Here is a 17,012-nt window from a genome sequence, read left to right on the forward strand (position 1 = left end):
CCCCGATGCCTCCCGACAGATAGCCGCCCGCAACGTGCACCGCACCTAACGATCACCACGATTCGAACGGTTCCGATGCGAACCGCGGCCTGACAGAGTTTCCTTTTCGTGTGCCCACTGGGGCGCCGGAGAGGAATTCATGGCCGGGGAGCCCCCGCTACTGAGGGTCAAGAACGCCGTCATCGAACCGCTGCCGCTGGCGGTCAGGTCGTGGCTCGTCCGCATCATCGCGCTGCTCGTCTTCGTCGCCGCCTGGTGGCTGGTGAGCGGGCTGCGCCTGATCGACGAGACCTTCCTGCCCACGCCGAAGGCCGTCTGGGACGCCGCGGTGCGCGCGAGCACGTGGCACCAGGTGGCGCCGGGCGTGCCGCGCGAGGTGCTCGGCGAACAGAACTACTTCCTCTGGGAGCACCTGGTCGCCAGCCTGCAGCGGATCTTCGCCGGCGTCGGCGCCGCGATCATCATCGGCCCGCTGCTCGGCTTCGCCATGGGCACCTCGAAGACGATCAACACGATCATCGAGCCCTACCTGAACTTCCTGCGCGCGCTGCCGCCACTGGGCTACATCGGCCTGCTCATCGTGTGGTTCGGCATCGGCGACACGTCGAAGATCTGGCTGCTCTTCCTGGCCGCCTTCCCCGCGATCGCGATCTCCACCGTCAACGGCGTGCAGGGCGTGAGCATCGATCAGATCAACGCCGCCCGCGCGCTCGGCGCGAACCGGCTGCAGACCATCCGCGGCGTCATCGTCCCGGCGACGCTGCCCGAGGTCATCAACGGCATCCGCATCGCCGTCGGCTTCGCGTGGACCACCGTCGTCGCGGCCGAGCTCAACAACGGCATCCCCGGCATCGGCGGCCTCGCCTACCTCGCCGGCCAGCAGCTCAACACCCCGCTGACGATCGCCTGCATCATCGTCATCGGCGTCACCGCGCTGCTGCTGGACTCGCTCATCAAGTGGATCGGCCTGCTGGCCGTCCCGTGGAAGGGGAAGGCATGAACCGCCTGAAGCGCCTCGCGCGCACGGCGCTCGTGGTCGGCACCGTCGGCCTCACCCTGACCGGCTGCATCGTCGAATCCGGCCGCGCCGAACAGTCCCGCTCCATCGGCGGGACCACGGCGTGCCCCGTCGACCCGGACCCGACGGTGACGGGCACCGTCCGGATCGGCTGGCAGGAGATCCCGAACGGCGACCTCGTCGTCAAGGACACCGGCCTGCTCAAGACCTGCCTGCCCAACGTGAACGTCGTGTGGAGCAAGTTCGCCTCCGGCGGCGACGTGATCCAGGCGTTCGGCGCCAACAGCCTCGACGTCGGCCTGCTCGGCAGCGCGCCCGCCGCGAAGGCGCTCAGCGCGCCGCTGAACATCGACATGAAGGTCATCTGGATCCAGGACCGGATCGGGGCCGCGGAGTCGCTCGTCGCCCGCGGCGACGGCATCAAGACCGTCGCCGACCTCAAGGGCAAGCGCATCGCCGTGCCCTTCGCGTCGACCGCGCACTACAGCCTGCTCACCGCCCTGGACAAGGCGGGCGTCACCGACGCGCAGGTCATCAACCTGGCCCCGGACGCCATCCGCGGCGCGTGGGGCGGCGGGCAGATCGACGCCACGTACATCTGGGAGCCGACGCTGAGCCAGCTCAAGGGCACCGTGCTCACCACGAGCGCCCAGGTCGCCGAGCAGGGCGCGCCGACCTACGATCTCGAGGGCGCCCGCGGCGACTTCGTGAAGAACAACCCGGCCTTCCTCAAGATCTGGACCGCCGCGCAGGGCTGGGCGGCGAACCTGCTGAACACCGATCCGAACAAGGCGGCCGAGCACATCGCGGGCCAGCTCGGCGTGCCGCTGGACCAGGTCCTCACGCAGATCAAGGGCTACGCCTACTTCGACGCGAAGACGCAGGGCGGCCCCGACCATCTCGGCGGGCAGCTCGGCGCCGACATCCGCCGGACCGCCGAGTTCCTGCTCCAGCAGGGCCAGGTCCAGGGCGTCGCTCCGGCGCAGCACTACACCGACGGCGTCTACGCCGCCGCCGCACAGGGGGTTTCCAAGTGACCGGGACCGAACGCGTCGAGCTGACGGGGGTCGGCAAGACCTACGACACCGCGAGCGGGCAGACCATCGCGCTGCAGCCGACGGACCTCACGATCGAGCCGGGCGAGTTCGTCTCCATCGTCGGCCCTTCGGGCTGCGGCAAGACGACGCTGCTGCGGCTCGTCGCCGGCTTCGAGGACCCGACCGAGGGCGTCGTCGAGGTCGGCGGCGCGCGGGTGACGGCACCGTCGGCCGACCGGGGCGTGGTCTTCCAGGCCCCCACCCTGTACCCCTGGCTGACGGTGCGCGGCAACGTCGAGTTCGGGCCCAAGGTGAGTGGCGTGGGCAAGGCCGAGCGGCGTGAGCAGGCGCAGAAGCTGCTGGACCTCGTGGGCCTCGGCGACTTCGGCGACAAGCGGCCCTACGAGCTCTCCGGCGGCATGCAGCAGCGCGCGCAGATCGCCCGCGTCCTGGTCAACGATCCCGCGATCGTGCTCATGGACGAGCCCTACGGCGCGCTCGACGCGCTGACCCGCGAGCGGCTGCAGGTGGACCTGCTCAAGATCTGGCGGGAGGCGGGCAAGACCATCGTCTTCATCACCCACTCGGTGGAGGAGGCGGTGTTCCTGAGCACCCGCGTGCTGGTGATGAGCGCCCGCCCGGGACGCGTGGTGATCGACCGCAAGGTCGAGCTGCCGGGCGACGGGCCGGACACCGTGCGCGACCCGTCGGTCACCGCGACCGCCGAGTTCCAGGCTCTGCGGACAGAGCTGGCGGCCGCGATCTACGCGGCGCACGACTGACGCCGACCGTGCCGGGGACGGCACCCGCCCGGCGGGCGCCGTCCACCGCGCGCGAATGAGGCTGGGTCTCAGGTTCCGGTTGTAGGGTTGCAGGCGTGGTGAGTGCCCCCAAACTGCCAGTGTCGCTGCCCACGGACGCGGCCCGCAAGCTCGTCTCGCCGGCCTACGCGCTCTACGAGCGACGGCTGGTGAACGAGCTCACCAACGCCTATCGCGATGGGGCGCAGCGCCCCCGCCACGTGGCGGTGCTCTGCGACGGCAACCGGCGTTGGGCCCGGGCCGCCGGGTTCAGCGACGTGAGCCACGGCTACCGCATGGGCGCGAAGAAGATCGCCGAGATGCTGGAGTGGTGCGACGAGGCCGGCATCGAGCTCGCCACCATCTACCTGCTCTCCACCGAGAACCTGCAGCGCGACCCCGACGAGCTCGCGGCGCTGCTGGAGATCATCACCGACGTCGTCGAGGAGATCTCGGGCCCGGACAAGAACTGGTCGGTGAAGATCGTCGGCGCGATGGACCTGCTGCCGCCCGACGCCGCGCGCCGGCTCACGGCCGCCGCCGAGGGCACGAAGGGGCGCACCGGCACCCACGTGAACGTGGCCGTCGGCTACGGGGGGCGCAAGGAGATCGTCGACGCCGTGCAGTCCCTGCTGCGCAGCGAGCTCGCCGACGGGATGTCGGGCCAGGAACTGGTGGACGCGGTCACCGTCGAGGGGATCGACCAGCACCTGTACACCAAGGGGCAGCCCGATCCGGACCTGGTGATCCGCACGTCGGGGGAGCAGCGGCTCTCCGGCTTCCTGTTGTGGCAGAGCGCGTACAGCGAGATCTGGTTCACGGAGGCCTACTGGCCGGAGTTCCGCCGCGTCGACTTCCTGCGCGCGCTGCGCGACTACGCCGCGCGGCACCGTCGCTTCGGCGCCTGACGGCCCTCCTCGCCTGCGGTGATCGCCCGAATGAGCGGCGATCGCAAAGTATCTATCACCAATCCCTGGTGACGCGCGCCACATGCTGTTACGATTCAATCAACAGTCGTAACAACGAGGAGGCGGCATGACCCAGTTGGCGGAGCCCGAGGGCCGTACCGAGACCGTTCGTGCACCCGAGCGCTACGGGCCGCGATCGCAGTTCGTCGATCCGCTGGGGATGAGCGGCACCGTCGCCGGTCAGTGGGCGTTCCTGCCGATCAACGGCGCGGCGTTCGTGATGCAGCTGATGCATCCCGTGATCGGCGACATCGTGGGGGAGTTCAGCGTCTCGTACACCGATCCGGTGGGGCGCGGGATCCGGTCGATGGACTCGGTGCAGCGCTGGTACTTCGGCGAGGACGCCGCCGTCGAGGAGGGCTACCGGCTCCGCGCGCAGCACCAGCCGCTGCAGATGCGCAACGCCGAGGGCAAGCACATCAGTGCGCTCAATCCGGAGGCCTACGGCTGGGTGATCGCCACCGGAACGATCACGGGCATCGACTCGCTGCCGCGCAGCCTGGGTCGTCCGCTGACCGACGCCGACGTCCTCGAGATCTTCGACGACTCCCGCAAGATCGCCGACATCGTCCAGGTGCCGGACGGCGCCGTCCCGTGGGAGCCGGAAGCCTTCGGCCGCTACTACGAGGACATGCTCACCAAGCTGGTCGCGCATCCCGGCGCGCTGCAGTTCCTCGACGACTTCGCCCACGGCAACCCGCCGCTGCCGCCCGAGGCGGGCCCGTTCCTCCGGGCGATCGAGCCGGCGCTCAAGCCTCTCGGGATCGCCAACAACCGCGCCATCTACCTGCTCACGGTCGGGGTGCTGCGGCCCGAGGTCCGCGAGATCCTCGGCGTGTCGTGGAGCAGGCGCGAGGAGTACTCCTATCGCGCGGTCTCCGCCGCGATCCGTCACGCCTACAAGGTGATCCCGGAGCGGGTCGGCTACACGCCACTGGCCTACTACGCGCGCGGCAAGGCCCGCGCGTTGCGGGCGATGAAGGCTCGCGACAACACGGACTTCACCGCCTTCCAGCGCGAGCGCACGGCGACGTCGTCGTCCGCCGGCTGCCCGTTCGGCTGATCACTGCACGAGGGGGACGAGCGCCGTGCGCGCGTAAGCGCGCGCGGCGTCGTCGTCCTCGAGATCGAACGGTGCGGGGGAGACGGCGAAGCACGCCGTGGTGAGCCGCACGAGGGCGTCGGCGCGGACGTCGGTCGCGTCCCCGGGCATCGTCCCGGCCTCCTGCTCCTGGACGATCATCGCGCGCACGAAGCCGATGCCGTGCCGCACCGTGTCCAGGCGCTCGTCTGCGAACAGCTCCGCGCGTTCCCGCGGATCCGAGGGCATGAGGCCGCGCCCCGCCCGACAGCACAGCACGAAGACCTCCTCGATCCGCGTCGGGACGTCGGGGGTCGTCGCGACCACCTCGGCCGTCTGGGCGAACAGTCGTCCCAGCGTCCACGCCAGCGCCGCCGCCAGGATCTCGTCCTTGGAGCCGAACTTCCGGAACAGGGTCATCCGGCTCATCCCCGCCTCCGTAGCGATCTTCTCCACCGTCGTGAGACGGGTGCCGTTGCGGCTCAGTGCGCGCAGGGCGGCCCGGTAGACGTGCGCATCGGCGTCGTCGACGTCCGCGCGTGCGCCCGCCTGCAGTAGGAGTTCGGGCAGCGAGGCCCCGGGACGGGTCATGGTGATCGATCGTAGGCCCGACGGTGCGCCGCCGGGCGCGGACCGTCAGAGCTTGCGCAGCCGAACGCGGTTGATGGAGTGGTCGGAGTCCTTGCGCAGCACCAGCGTCGCGCGCGGGCGGGTCGGCAGGATGTTCTGCACCAGGTTCGGGCGGTTGATGCCCGCCCAGATGCCCTCCGCGCGGTCGCGGGCCTCGGTGTCGGAGAGCCCGGCGTAGTGGTGGAAGTGCGAGGACGGGTCCGCGAACGAGGTGGTCCGCATCGAGAGGAACCGGTCGACGTACCAGCGCTCGATGTCCTCGATCCGCGCGTCCACGTAGACGGAGAAGTCGAACAGGTCCGAGACCATGAGTCGCGGCCCGGTCTGCAGCACGTTGAGCCCCTCCACGATGAGGATGTCGGGCCGGCGCACGTGGATGAACTCGCCGGGAACGATGTCGTAGAGCTGGTGCGAGTACATCGGCGCGGTCGCGTCCTCCGCGCCCGACTTCACCGTGGTCACGAAGCGCAGGAGGGCCCGGCGGTCGTAGGACTCGGGGAAGCCCTTGCGGTGCATGATGCCGCGACGCTCGAGCTCCGCCGTCGGGTGCAGGAAGCCGTCGGTGGTCACCAGGTCCACCCGGGGGTGCGAGTCCCACCGCGCGAGCAGCGCCTGCAGCACGCGGGCCGTCGTCGACTTGCCGACCGCCACCGAGCCGGCGACGCCGATGACGAAGGGGACCTGCGCGTTGTGCCGCTGCTCGCCGAGGAAGGTCGCGGTCGCGGCGTAGAGCCGCTGCCGCGCCGCCACCTGCAGGTGGATCAGGCGGGAGACGGGGAGGTAGACCTCGGCGACCTCGGCCAGGTCGATCTGCTCGCCCAGGCCGCGGAGGTCGGACAGGTCGGCCTCGGTCAGCGACAGCGGCGTCGACTGCCGGAGCTCGCGCCACTGAGCGCGGTCGAGCTCGATGTACGGGCTCGGTTCGCTCACCGGACGAGGCACCCCGCGTCAGACATGCCCTCTAGTCTGGCACGCATGGAGGAGCTGAGCGTCACCGACCGTTACCTGCGGCTGGGCCTGCGGTTCGACCGCATCGAATCCGGTTTCGTGGACGCCTACTTCGGCGACCCGGCGCACCGTCGGGCGGTGGAGGCCGAGGACGCCCCCGAACCCGCCCGCCTCGCCGCGGAGGCCCGCGCCCTGCTGCACGACGTCGCCGCCGACACAGCGCTCAGCGCGCCGCGCCGCGAGTTCCTGGCCGGGCACGTCGCCGCGCTCGAGTGCTCGGCGCGCAAGTTCGACGGTGCGCCGATCGGCTTCGTCGACGAGGTGAAGGCCTACTTCGACGTCGACATCGCCATGGGCGACACCGCCGACTACGAGGCGGCGCACGCCGCGCTCGACGAGATCCTGCCCGGGACGGGCCCGCTGCAGCCCCGCATGCAGGCCCAGCGCGATCGCTTCCTGGTGCCCGCCGAGCGCGTGCCCGAGGTGGTGGACGCGCTGGCCGGCGCGCTGCGGGACGTCGTGCGGGGGCGCTATCCGCTGCCCGAGGCGGAGACCGTGCGGTTCGAGATCGAACACGACAAGCCCTGGTCCGGCTTCAACTACTACCTCGGCGACTACACCTCGCGGGTCGCGGTCAACGGCGACCTGCCGCAGTACCTCTCGTCGCTGCCGCACCTCATCGCGCACGAGGCCTACCCGGGCCACCACACCGAGCACTGCCGCAAGGAGCAGCTGCTGGTCGCGGGGGAGAACCAGCCGGAGCAGGCGATCTTCCTGGTCAACACGCCGCAGTGCCTCATGGCGGAGGGCCTGGCCGACCACGCGCTGCACGCCGCGATCGGCCCCGGCTGGGGCCGCTGGGCGCAGGAGATCTACGCCGACCTCGGCCTGCCCTTCGACGGGGAGCTCGCCGAGCGGATCGCGGCGGCCTCGTCGGGCCTGCTGCACGTGCGGCAGGACGCCGCGCTGCTGCTGCACGACCGCGCCGCGAGCGAGGACGACGTGGCCGCCTACCTGCAGCGCTGGGGCCTCATGGCAGAGCGGAGCGCGCGGCAGTCGCTGCGCTTCGTCGGCTCGCCGCTGTGGCGGGCGTACATCAGCACCTACGTCGAGGGTTACGCGCTGCTCGGCACCTGGCTCGATCGCGCCGATTCCGGGCCGGCGCGGCTGGACCAGTTCGGAAGGCTGCTCGACGAGCCCCTCACCCCGTCTGCGCTGCGGCGGGAGCTCGCGGCTTAGGATGACCGCATGAGCGATTCCAGCGTGAACTCCGCGTCCCTGGCCGAACTCGATCCCGAGGTCGCGGCCGCCATGAACGGCGAGCTCGCGCGCCAGCGCGACACGCTGGAGATGATCGCCTCGGAGAACTTCGTGCCGCGCGCCGTGCTGCAGGCGCAGGGTTCCGTGCTCACCAACAAGTACGCCGAGGGCTACCCGGGTCGCCGCTACTACGGCGGCTGCGAGTACGTCGACGTCGTCGAGGACCTCGCGCGCAACCGGGCCAAGGAGCTGTTCGGCGCCGACTTCGCCAACGTCCAGCCGCACTCCGGCGCGCAGGCCAACGCCGCCGTGCTGCAGGCCTTCATGGAGCCGGGCGAGACCCTGATGGGCCTCGACCTCGCGCACGGCGGCCACCTCACGCACGGCATGCGCCTGAACTTCTCCGGCAAGCTCTACGAGAACGTCTTCTACGGCGTCTCCAAGGAGGACCACCGGGTCGATATGGACGAGGTGCGCAAGATCGCCCTCGACTCCAAGCCCAAGGTGATCGTCGCCGGCTGGTCGGCGTACCCGCGGCAGCTCGACTTCGCCGCCTTCCGCTCCATCGCCGACGAGGTGGGCGCCCACCTGTGGGTCGACATGGCGCACTTCGCCGGCCTCGTCGCCGCGGGCCTGCACCCGAGCCCCGTGCCGCACGCCGACGTCGTCAGCTCCACCGTCCACAAGACCCTCGGCGGCCCCCGCTCCGGCATCATCCTGGCGAAGCAGGAGTGGGCGAAGAAGCTCAACTCCGCCGTCTTCCCCGGCCAGCAGGGCGGCCCGCTCATGCATGTGATCGCCGCCAAGGCCGTCGCGCTCAAGGTCGCGGGCACGGAGGAGTTCCGCGAGAAGCAGCAGCGCACGCTCGACGGTGCCAAGCTCCTCGCCGACCGGCTGAACGGCAAGGACGTCGCCGACGCCGGCATCACCGTGCTGACCGGCGGCACCGACGTGCACCTGGTGCTCGTCGACCTGCGCAACAGCGACCTCGACGGCCAGCAGGCCGAGGACCTCCTCCACGAGGTCGGCATCACCGTCAACCGCAACGCCGTGCCCTTCGACCCGCGCCCGCCGATGGTCACCTCCGGCCTCCGGATCGGCACCGCCGCCCTCGCCAGCCGTGGCTTCGGCGAGAAGGAGTTCACCGAGGTCGCCGACATCATCGGCACCGCGCTCGCGCAGGGCAAGGCCGCCGACACCGCCGCGCTGCGCGCCCGCGTCTCCGCGCTGGCGCTCGAGGTCCCGCTGTACGAGGGCCTCGAGGACTGGGGCCTGCTCTCGCGCTGACCGGCGTCGCCGGGGGAGGAGCCGTCGGATGAAGCGAACGGGAGTGATCGCCGGGATCGCGACCGTGGTCGCTGTGGCCGCCGTGGCGGTCGTCGTGTTGCTGGTCACCCGGTTCACCTCCGACGAGAACGTCGAGTGCGGCGGTCGCGTCTACAGCGGGGCGCATCCGGCCGTCGTCTACGGACAGGGCCTCACCAGTCGCGCGACCTCGACGCCCACGACCGGACCCGACGGGGTCCCGGCCACCCGGGCCATCACGATGAAGGTCGGCGGGTCGGAGCAACTCCTCGGAAGGGCGAGCGACTACACCGTCGTCGGCCCGCCCGGGGTGGTGCGGCTGACCGACGAGGAGACGGCGTCCGCCTCGGACGGCTGCCGGGTCACCCAGACCGACCGCTACGTCGAGGTGACCGCGACCGCGCCCGGCGTCGTGGCGGTCGCGGGGGTCGTCGTCACCGTGGTTTGAAGGCCGGGTGGGCGCTGCCTTACAGTGTCCGGGTGACTTCCAGCACTTCAGAGGACGACCTGACGCTCGCCATCGACAAGGCGCTGCCGGACATCCGCGCGGCCTACGTCGAGGCCGGCGACGCCTGGCAGCCGCACGACTACATCCCGTGGGACGACGGCCGCAACTACGCCTTCCTCGGTGGCGAGGACTTCGTCCCCACCGACGTCAAGGTCGACGCGGTGGTCAGCAACGGCCTCATCCTGGGCCTGTTGACCAAGGACCACCTGCCGTCCTTCCACCGCCTGCTGGCGCAGCACCACCTCATCGAGTCGGACTGGGGCAAGTTCGTCGGCCACTGGACCGCCGAGGAGAACCGCCACGGCATTGCGCTGCGCGACCACGTCGTGGTCAGCCGCACCTGCGACGTCGAGCAGCTGGAGATGTGGCGCCTCGAGGCCGTGACCCGCGGCTACCGGCAGTACGAGGGCACCCGCGACGAGATCCACATCGCCGAGCAGATCGCCATGGTGATCGTGCACGAGGCGCTCTCCGCCGACTACTTCGACCGCCTCGCCGATTACGCCGAGAACGCCGAGGGCACGCCGCCCGGCCTGGCCACCACCCTGCGCAAGGTCGCGAACGACGACCGCGTGCAGCAGCAGTATTGGACTGAGCTGCTCACCGTCGCGCTCGACGTCAACGAGGGCCACGTCAAGGACGCCCTGCTGAGCCAGGCGCGCGTCGCGTCGCCGATCGGCGCCGAGACCGCGGACGGCTTGGACGAGGCCCGCCGCATCGTCACCGAGGCCGGCATCAGCTCGCCCGAGCGTGATCGCGAGATCCTCAACGGGCTCCTCGCGACCTGGGGTCTCGCCCTGTAACAACGGTCCCCGGCCCGTAACGAAGTGTTCACGAACGCGCCGCGCAGCCTCCGGGCCGCGCGGCGCGTTCGGCGTTAGTTTGGCGGTGACGGATTGCGGGGAAGCAGTTCGTCCCGGGAGGTTCCAACCGTGACTCGACTCATCGTCGCGAGAGGGCCGGCCCCGGTCCTCGTCGTCGGGGCGTAAACCGCGCACCGAGGGCGTTTGGACCGGCCGGCCGCAGCTACACGCTTGCGTGGGCGCCGCGCAGGCTAGGAGCGTCACCGTGTCTTTCCGTGAGACCCCCCGCACGTACGTGCTCGACACCTCCGTCCTGCTGTCCGATCCCTGGGCCATCACCCGCTTCGCCGAGCACGACGTGGTGCTCCCGCTCGTGGTGATCAGCGAACTCGAGGGCAAGCGTCACCACGCCGAACTCGGCTGGTTCGCCCGCGAGTCCCTGCGCATGCTCGACGACCTGCGGCTCGAGCACGGCCGACTCGACCAGCCGATCCCCACCCCGGGCGGCGGCACGGTCCAGGTCGAGCTCAACCACATCGATCCGACGGTGCTGCCGGTCGGTTTCCGCACGGAGACCAACGACGCCCGCATCCTCGCCTGCGCGCTGAACCTGCGCGCCGAGGGCCGCGACGTGGTGCTGGTCTCGAAGGACATCCCGCTGCGGGTCAAGGCCGGCGCGGTGGGGCTGGATGCCGACGAGTACCGGGCGCAGGACGTGGTGACCTCCGGCTGGACCGGCATGGAGGAGCTCGAGGTCTCGCGCGAGGTGATCGACGCGCTGTTCGCGGGCGGGGTCGTCGATCACGACGCCGCGCGGGAGCTGCCGTGCAACACGGGCGTGCGGCTGCTGGGCGGCACGTCCAGCGCGCTCGGCCGCGTGACCGCGGAGAAGCAGCTGCAGCTGGTGCGCGGCGATCGGGAGGCCTTCGGGCTGCACGGGCGCAGCGCGGAACAGCGCGTCGCGCTGGACCTGCTGCTCGACGAGTCGGTGGGGATCGTCTCCCTCGGCGGCAAGGCCGGCACCGGCAAGTCCGCGCTGGCGCTCTGTGCGGGGCTCGAGGCCGTGCTGGAGAAGCGCACGCAGCGCAAGGTGGTCGTCTTCCGCCCGCTGTACGCGGTCGGCGGCCAGGACCTCGGCTATCTGCCCGGCTCCGAGAACGAGAAGATGGGGCCGTGGGCGCAGGCCGTCTACGACACCCTCGACGGGCTCGCCTCGCCCGAGGTGATGGACGAGGTGATGTCGCGCGGGATGCTGGAGGTGCTGCCGCTCACGCACATCCGCGGCCGCTCGCTGCACGACTCCTTCGTGATCGTCGACGAGGCGCAGTCGCTGGAGCGCAACGTGCTGCTCACCGTGCTTTCGCGCCTCGGCTCGGGTTCGCGGGTGGTGCTCACGCACGACGTCGCCCAGCGCGACAACCTGCGCGTCGGCCGGCACGACGGCGTCGCCGCGGTGATCGAGAAGCTCAAGGGCCACCCGCTGTTCGCGCACGTCACGCTCACCCGCTCCGAGCGCTCGCCGATCGCGGCCCTGGTCACCGAGATGCTGGAGGAGTTCGCCCCCGGCGCGTAGCCCGTTCCGAAACCGGCCTCCTGCACGACCACGATGGAAATACGTCGCCGTGCGGCCCCAGGAGCCCGGCTTCGGAACGTGCCCCGTTGCTATACCTAGAACCGCAAGGTATATCTGTACCTAGTGGTTCTAGGTATGGAGGGTCGATGCACATCGATAAGGATCTGGTCGCCGCGTCGGCGACCCCGCTGGTGCTGAGCATCCTCAGCAGCGGCGACAGCTACGGCTACGCGATCCTCACCCGCATCCGGGAGCTCTCGGGCGGGCGGCTGGAGTGGTCCGACGGCATGCTCTACCCGTTGCTGCACCGCCTCGAGCGGCTCGGGCACGTCGAATCGCGGTGGGGCGTCGCCGACACCGGCCGCAAGCGCAAGCACTACGCCATCACGCCCGCCGGGCGGGAGGCGCTCGCGGACCGTCGGGACCAGTGGCGGGTCGTGAGTGCCGCCCTCGACGGCCTCTGGTCCGACGGTGCGCCGCAGCCGGGGCTCGCATGACCGGCCCGGTCGACGCGCAGATCCGGCAGTGGCGCGGCTACCTGGAGGGCCGGCGCCGGATGCGGGCCGACGAGGTCGACGAGCTCGAGTCCCATCTGCGGGATCAGATCTCCGACCTCGAGGCCCGCGGCCTCGACGGCGACGAGTCCTTCCTCGTCGCGGTCAAGCGAATGGGTGCCGCCGACGCGGTGGCGCACGAGTTCGCCCGCGAGCACTCCGAGCGGCTGTGGAAGCAACTGGTGCTGGGCAGCGCCGAGGACGAATCCGCACGGCGCGGCGAGCTGCCGGTGGTGCTCGCACTCGGCGGCGCGGCGGGATTGTCGCTGCTCGCGGTGCTGCACCTGCTCGGTGAGTCCGCGCCGCGCTTCGTCGGGTTCGCGGTGGCGCCCTTCCTCGTCGGGTACTTCGCCTGGAAGCGCGCGATGCCCCGGCGGGCCGTGGCGGTGGTGCTCGGCGGCTTCGCGGTGATGGCGGGTCTCCTCGCCGCGTACCCGTTCGAGTCCGGCGGCTCCACAGAGGTCCTGGCCGTCGTCGCCGCGCCGGTGGTGCTGTGGTTCGGCGTGGGCGTCGCCTACACCGGCGGCGCGTGGCGTTCGGCGCCCCGGCGGATGGACTTCGTGCGGTTCACCGGCGAGTTCGTCATCTACTTCCTGCTCATCGCCCTCGGCGGCGGCGCGATCACGGGCCTGACGATCGCGGCGCTGGGCGCCGTCGGGCTGGACGCGGAGTCGCCGGTCACCGAGTGGGCGCTGCCGCTGTGCGTCGGCGGCGCGGTGCTGGTGGCCGCGTGGCTGGTCCAGGCGAAGCAGGAGGTGATCGAGAACATCGCGCCCGTGCTCACGCGGATCTTCACCCCGATCACGCTGGTCATGCTCGTGGTGGTGCTCGGCGCCTTCGCGTCGCGCCCGGGCCTGATCGGCGCCGACCGCGACCTGCTGGTGCTGATGACGGTGGTCCTCGTGCTCGTCGTCGGGCTGCTGCTGTACGCGGTCTCCGCCCGTGACCCGCGGCGCCGGCCGGACGTCTTCGACCGGCTGCAGGTGGCGCTGGTCGTCGCGGCGATCGCCGTCGACCTCGTGGTGCTCGTCGCGATGGTCACCCGCACCGCCGAGTTCGGCACGTCGCCGAACAAGGCCGCGGTCCTGGGCTTGAACCTGGTGCTGCTGGTGATCCTCGCGGGCGCGGCCCGGATGGGGCTCGGATTCGTCCGGGGGAGCAGGGACTTCGCCGCGATCGAGCGCTGGCAGACGAGCACGCTGCCCGCGTACGCGGCGTGGGCGGCGGTCGTCGCCCTCGCCTTCCCGCCGCTCTTCGGATTCAGCTGACGGCGGCCTCGCGGGCGCGGAACTGCGACGGGCTCAGGCCGTGGTGGCGCTTGAACGCGGCGCTCAGCGCGAAGGCGGAGCCGTAGCCCACGCGCCGGGCGATCGCCTCGAGCCCGTCGTCCGACGAGGTCAGCGCGTCGGCCGCGAGGGTGAGCCGCCACAGCGTGAGGTAGCGGCCGGGCGGCTCGCCGACCCCGGCGCGGAACCGCGCCGCCAGGCCGGCCCGGGAGACGTGCAGCGCGCCGGCCAGGGAGGCCACCGTCCACGGCTCGTCCGGCGACTCGTGGATGAGGTCCAGCGCGCCCGCGACCACGTCGTCGACGGTGCCCGACAGCCACCCCGTCGGGGCGGTGCGGGCGGCGGAGCGGATCGCGGCGCAGACGACGACGTCGAGGAGCCGGTCGATGACGAAGCTGTGGCCGGGGCGCGGATCCGCGAGCTCGCGGCGCATCAGCCCGATCAGCGCTTCGTCGACCTCGCCGGGCGGCAGCACCGTGAACTCGGGGAGCTGCGCGACGAGGTGCCGGCCCACCTGGGAGGCCGAGGCGTAGGTACCGACCAACAGCTGATCCGGGCCCTCGTCGTGGTTGCCCCACGTCAGCAGGCCGCGGTGCGTGGTCGAGCGCATCGACTCGGTGAGCGGCACGCACGCGCCGCCCTCCTCGATCCGGACGGTCGGCGGGCGATCCGGCTCGTCGGCGACGACGTAGTGCGGCCCGTGCGCGACCAGCGCGACGGCGCCCGCCTCGAGCCGGATCCGGGTGTCCGCTCCGGCGATCCAGGCGGCGCCGCGGTCGACCGCGATCACGCTCAGCGGCGCACCGTCGTCGATGTCCACCGACCACGGCGGAACCATCGAGATGCGCAGCGAGAACAGGCCCTGGGCGCGGAGCCCGGACACCATCCGGAACAGCGGGTCCACCCCGTCAGGTTAGACGAATGCGTATGCGATCCGGGGTCTGAACCATGGATCGCGCCACGCTCGGGCGCGATCCTTGATCCATGACACTCAAACTCCTCCTCGGATCGGCCGCCCTGCTCAGCGCGGTGCTGGCCGGCTTCTACTTCGCGTACGCCACGGTGATCACGGCCGAGCGGGGCGCCCCCGACGGTGCCGACGCAATGCGCCGGATGAACGTCGCGGTCGAGCGGCCGCCCTTCCTCGCGCTCTTCATGCTGGGCGCGCTGCTGCCGGTCGTCGCCGCCGTCTGGCTGGTGATCGCGGAGGGCTTCGACGCCCGGACCCTCGCCGCCGGGCTGGGGGCGCTCTGTGCGGTCGCGGCCTTCGTGTTCACCATCGCGGTGAACGTCCCCTTGAACCAGCGGCTGATGGCGGGCACCGTCGAATGGGCCGAGTTCGCGCGCACCTGGGGAACGTGGAACCTGGCGCGGCTGTGGCTCAGCGTCGTGGCCGCCGTGGGCCTCGCGGTCCCGGCCCTGCGGTGACGGCACCGTCGGGCCCGGGTCGCCGCAGGTAGGGCAACCTAACCCGGACCGGCGATCCGCCGGGGAATACTCTCGATACGTGACTTCGAACAGCCCCGAATTCATCTATTCCGACCTGCTGCCCATCGGCCCCGACACGACGCCCTACCGGCTCGTCACGGCCGAGGGCGTGGAGACCTTCGAGGTCGACGGGCAGAAGTTCCTCAAGGTCGCGCCCGAGGCGCTGCAGCAGCTGACCGCGGAGGCGATGCACGACATCAGCCACTACCTGCGGCCCGCGCACCTGCAGCAGCTGCGGAAGATCATCGACGACCCCGAGGCGTCGGGCAACGACCGCTTCGTGGCGCTCGACCTGCTCAAGAACGTCAACATCTCCGCGGGCGGCGTGCTGCCGATGTGCCAGGACACCGGCACCGCGATCGTCATGGGCAAGAAGTCCGAGGGCGTGCTGACCGGCGTGGACGACGGGGAGTGGGTCTCCCGCGGCGTCTACGACGCGTACACCAAGCTCAACCTGCGCTACTCGCAGAACGCGCCGATCACCATGTACGAGGAGAAGAACACCGGCACCAACCTGCCGGCCCAGGTGGAGATCTACGCCACCGAGCAGGGGCCGAAGGGTCCGGAGTACAAATTCCTGTTCATGGCCAAGGGCGGCGGCTCGGCCAACAAGTCCTTCCTGTTCCAGGAGACGAAGGCGATCCTCAACCCGGACCGCATCCTGAAGTTCCTCGACGAGAAGATCCGCTCGCTGGGCACCGCGGCCTGCCCGCCGTACCACCTCGCGATCGTCATCGGAGGCACGTCCGCCGAGTTCGCGCTCAAGACCGCGAAGTACGCCTCGGCGCACTACCTCGACGAGCTGCCCGAGACGGGATCGATCTCGGCGCACGGCTTCCGCGACAAGGAGCTGGAGGAGAAGGTCTTCGAGCTCACCCAGTCCTTCGGCATCGGTGCGCAATTCGGCGGCAAGTACTTCTGCCACGACGTGCGCGTCGTGCGCCTGCCCCGGCACGGAGCCTCGCTGCCCGTCGCGATCGCGGTGTCGTGCTCCGCGGACCGCCAGGCGCTCGGCAAGATCACCGCGGACGGAGTCTTCCTGGAGCAGCTGGAGACCGACCCGGCGCAGTACATGCCGGATGCCGGTGTGGCGGAGGACATCGAGGGCGGCGCGGTCGTCGAGATCGACCTGAACCGGCCGATGTCCGAGATCCTCGCCGAGCTGTCGAAGTACCCCGTGAAGACGCGACTGTCGCTGACCGGACCGCTGGTCGTCGCGCGCGACATCGCGCACGCCAAGATCAAGGACCTGCTCGACTCGGGTGCCCCGATGCCGCAGTACCTCAAGGATCACCCGGTGTACTACGCCGGACCCGCGAAGACGCCGGAGGGCATGGCGTCCGGCTCCTTCGGTCCCACCACCGCGGGCCGCATGGACAGCTACGTCGATGAATTCCAGGCCGCGGGCGGATCTCTCGTGATGTTGGCGAAGGGGAACCGGTCGAAGCAGGTCACGCAGGCGTGCGACACGCACGGCGGCTTCTACCTCGGCTCCATCGGCGGCCCCGCCGCCCGGCTCGCGCTCGACTGCATCAAGTCGCAGGAGGTCATCGAGTACCCCGAGCTCGGCATGGAGGCCGTGTGGAAGATCGAGGTCGAGAACTTCCCCGCGTTCATCGTCGTCGACGACAAGGGCAACGACTTCTTCACCGATCCGTCGGGTGAGGTCGCCTTGCCGCTCAGCGGGATCCGGGTGCGCTCGAAGGAGCGGTAGGCCGTCCGGCGCACCGCCGTCGGGTTCGACGGTGCGCCG

17 protein-coding genes are annotated in these 17,012 nt (G+C 70.8%); 14 read left to right on the forward strand and 3 right to left on the reverse strand.

Annotated features, from left to right (window positions below; all coding sequences use genetic code 11):
• Positions 1-139 precede the first annotated feature (139 nt).
• The 5 genes from WFK95_RS05450 (at position 140) to WFK95_RS05470 (ending at position 4,886) form a co-directional block, all read left to right on the forward strand.
• Complete coding sequence (locus WFK95_RS05450) at positions 140-1,000, forward strand: ABC transporter permease (RefSeq protein WP_224645848.1); 861 nt, start codon at positions 140-142, stop codon at positions 998-1,000.
• Entirely contained in the window at positions 997-2,055 is a 1,059-nt protein-coding gene (locus WFK95_RS05455) for a taurine ABC transporter substrate-binding protein (RefSeq protein WP_224645849.1), read from the forward strand. The genes WFK95_RS05450 and WFK95_RS05455 overlap by 4 nt, the downstream gene beginning before the upstream one ends.
• Positions 2,052-2,837: an ABC transporter ATP-binding protein gene (locus WFK95_RS05460; RefSeq protein WP_224645850.1), complete on the forward strand. Its 786-nt coding sequence runs from the start codon at positions 2,052-2,054 to the stop codon at positions 2,835-2,837. Before WFK95_RS05455 ends, WFK95_RS05460 begins: the two co-directional genes overlap by 4 nt.
• Positions 2,838-2,962: 125 nt before the next feature.
• Positions 2,963-3,763 carry an isoprenyl transferase gene (locus WFK95_RS05465; protein WP_224645925.1) on the forward strand — a complete coding sequence of 267 codons (801 nt, stop codon included), beginning with the start codon at positions 2,963-2,965 and terminating at the stop codon, positions 3,761-3,763.
• Positions 3,764-3,890: 127 nt separating this feature from the next.
• Positions 3,891-4,886, forward strand: coding sequence for an oxygenase MpaB family protein (locus WFK95_RS05470; RefSeq protein ID WP_336670083.1), 996 nt, complete (start codon positions 3,891-3,893; stop codon positions 4,884-4,886).
• Here the strand turns inward: WFK95_RS05470 and WFK95_RS05475 are convergent, their stop codons facing one another.
• Both WFK95_RS05475 and coaA read right to left on the reverse strand, forming a co-directional pair.
• Complete coding sequence (locus tag WFK95_RS05475) at positions 4,887-5,495, reverse strand: TetR/AcrR family transcriptional regulator (RefSeq protein WP_336670084.1); 609 nt, start codon at positions 5,493-5,495, stop codon at positions 4,887-4,889. It abuts the gene before it with no gap.
• 45 nt (positions 5,496-5,540) lie between these two features.
• Positions 5,541-6,476, reverse strand: coding sequence for a type I pantothenate kinase (gene coaA, locus WFK95_RS05480; RefSeq protein ID WP_224645855.1), 936 nt, complete (start codon positions 6,474-6,476; stop codon positions 5,541-5,543).
• A 33-nt stretch (positions 6,477-6,509) separates the two neighbouring features.
• Between coaA and WFK95_RS05485 the strand changes: the two genes are divergently transcribed.
• The 7 genes from WFK95_RS05485 (at position 6,510) to WFK95_RS05515 (ending at position 13,753) form a co-directional block, all read left to right on the forward strand.
• Positions 6,510-7,721: a DUF885 domain-containing protein gene (locus WFK95_RS05485; RefSeq protein ID WP_224645856.1), complete on the forward strand. Its 1,212-nt coding sequence runs from the start codon at positions 6,510-6,512 to the stop codon at positions 7,719-7,721.
• Between the two features lie 9 nt (positions 7,722-7,730).
• The gene (gene glyA / locus WFK95_RS05490) at positions 7,731-9,029 is read left to right on the forward strand and encodes a serine hydroxymethyltransferase (RefSeq protein ID WP_336670085.1); all 1,299 of its coding nucleotides are present in this window, start codon (positions 7,731-7,733) and stop codon (positions 9,027-9,029) included.
• A 28-nt stretch (positions 9,030-9,057) separates the two neighbouring features.
• On the forward strand, positions 9,058-9,495 hold the full coding sequence (locus WFK95_RS05495; protein WP_224645858.1) for a hypothetical protein: 438 nt from the start codon (positions 9,058-9,060) through the stop codon (positions 9,493-9,495).
• A 32-nt stretch (positions 9,496-9,527) separates the two neighbouring features.
• Complete coding sequence (locus WFK95_RS05500) at positions 9,528-10,358, forward strand: acyl-ACP desaturase (RefSeq protein ID WP_224645859.1); 831 nt, start codon at positions 9,528-9,530, stop codon at positions 10,356-10,358.
• A 265-nt stretch (positions 10,359-10,623) separates the two neighbouring features.
• Positions 10,624-11,931, forward strand: coding sequence for a PhoH family protein (locus WFK95_RS05505; protein ID WP_224645860.1), 1,308 nt, complete (start codon positions 10,624-10,626; stop codon positions 11,929-11,931).
• Positions 11,932-12,077: 146 nt separating this feature from the next.
• The gene (locus WFK95_RS05510) at positions 12,078-12,428 is read left to right on the forward strand and encodes a PadR family transcriptional regulator (RefSeq protein ID WP_224645861.1); all 351 of its coding nucleotides are present in this window, start codon (positions 12,078-12,080) and stop codon (positions 12,426-12,428) included.
• Entirely contained in the window at positions 12,425-13,753 is a 1,329-nt protein-coding gene (locus tag WFK95_RS05515; protein WP_336670086.1) for a permease prefix domain 1-containing protein, read from the forward strand. The genes WFK95_RS05510 and WFK95_RS05515 overlap by 4 nt, the downstream gene beginning before the upstream one ends.
• On the opposite strand, the gene WFK95_RS05520 is transcribed toward WFK95_RS05515, so the two are convergent.
• Positions 13,746-14,675 carry an AraC family transcriptional regulator gene (locus WFK95_RS05520; protein ID WP_224645863.1) on the reverse strand — a complete coding sequence of 310 codons (930 nt, stop codon included), beginning with the start codon at positions 14,673-14,675 and terminating at the stop codon, positions 13,746-13,748. The two genes, WFK95_RS05515 and WFK95_RS05520, sit on opposite strands and share 8 nt — an antisense overlap.
• Positions 14,676-14,755: 80 nt before the next feature.
• Here WFK95_RS05520 and WFK95_RS05525 point away from each other — a divergent pair, with 80 nt between their 5' ends.
• Both WFK95_RS05525 and WFK95_RS05530 read left to right on the forward strand, forming a co-directional pair.
• Positions 14,756-15,199: an anthrone oxygenase family protein gene (locus WFK95_RS05525; RefSeq protein ID WP_224645864.1), complete on the forward strand. Its 444-nt coding sequence runs from the start codon at positions 14,756-14,758 to the stop codon at positions 15,197-15,199.
• Positions 15,200-15,278: 79 nt separating this feature from the next.
• Positions 15,279-16,973 carry a fumarate hydratase gene (locus WFK95_RS05530; RefSeq protein WP_224645865.1) on the forward strand — a complete coding sequence of 565 codons (1,695 nt, stop codon included), beginning with the start codon at positions 15,279-15,281 and terminating at the stop codon, positions 16,971-16,973.
• Positions 16,974-17,012: the final 39 nt, after the last annotated feature.

It is taken from the genome of Tsukamurella sp. USMM236, assembly GCF_037148755.1.
In the GTDB taxonomy this organism is placed as follows: domain Bacteria; phylum Actinomycetota; class Actinomycetes; order Mycobacteriales; family Mycobacteriaceae; genus Tsukamurella.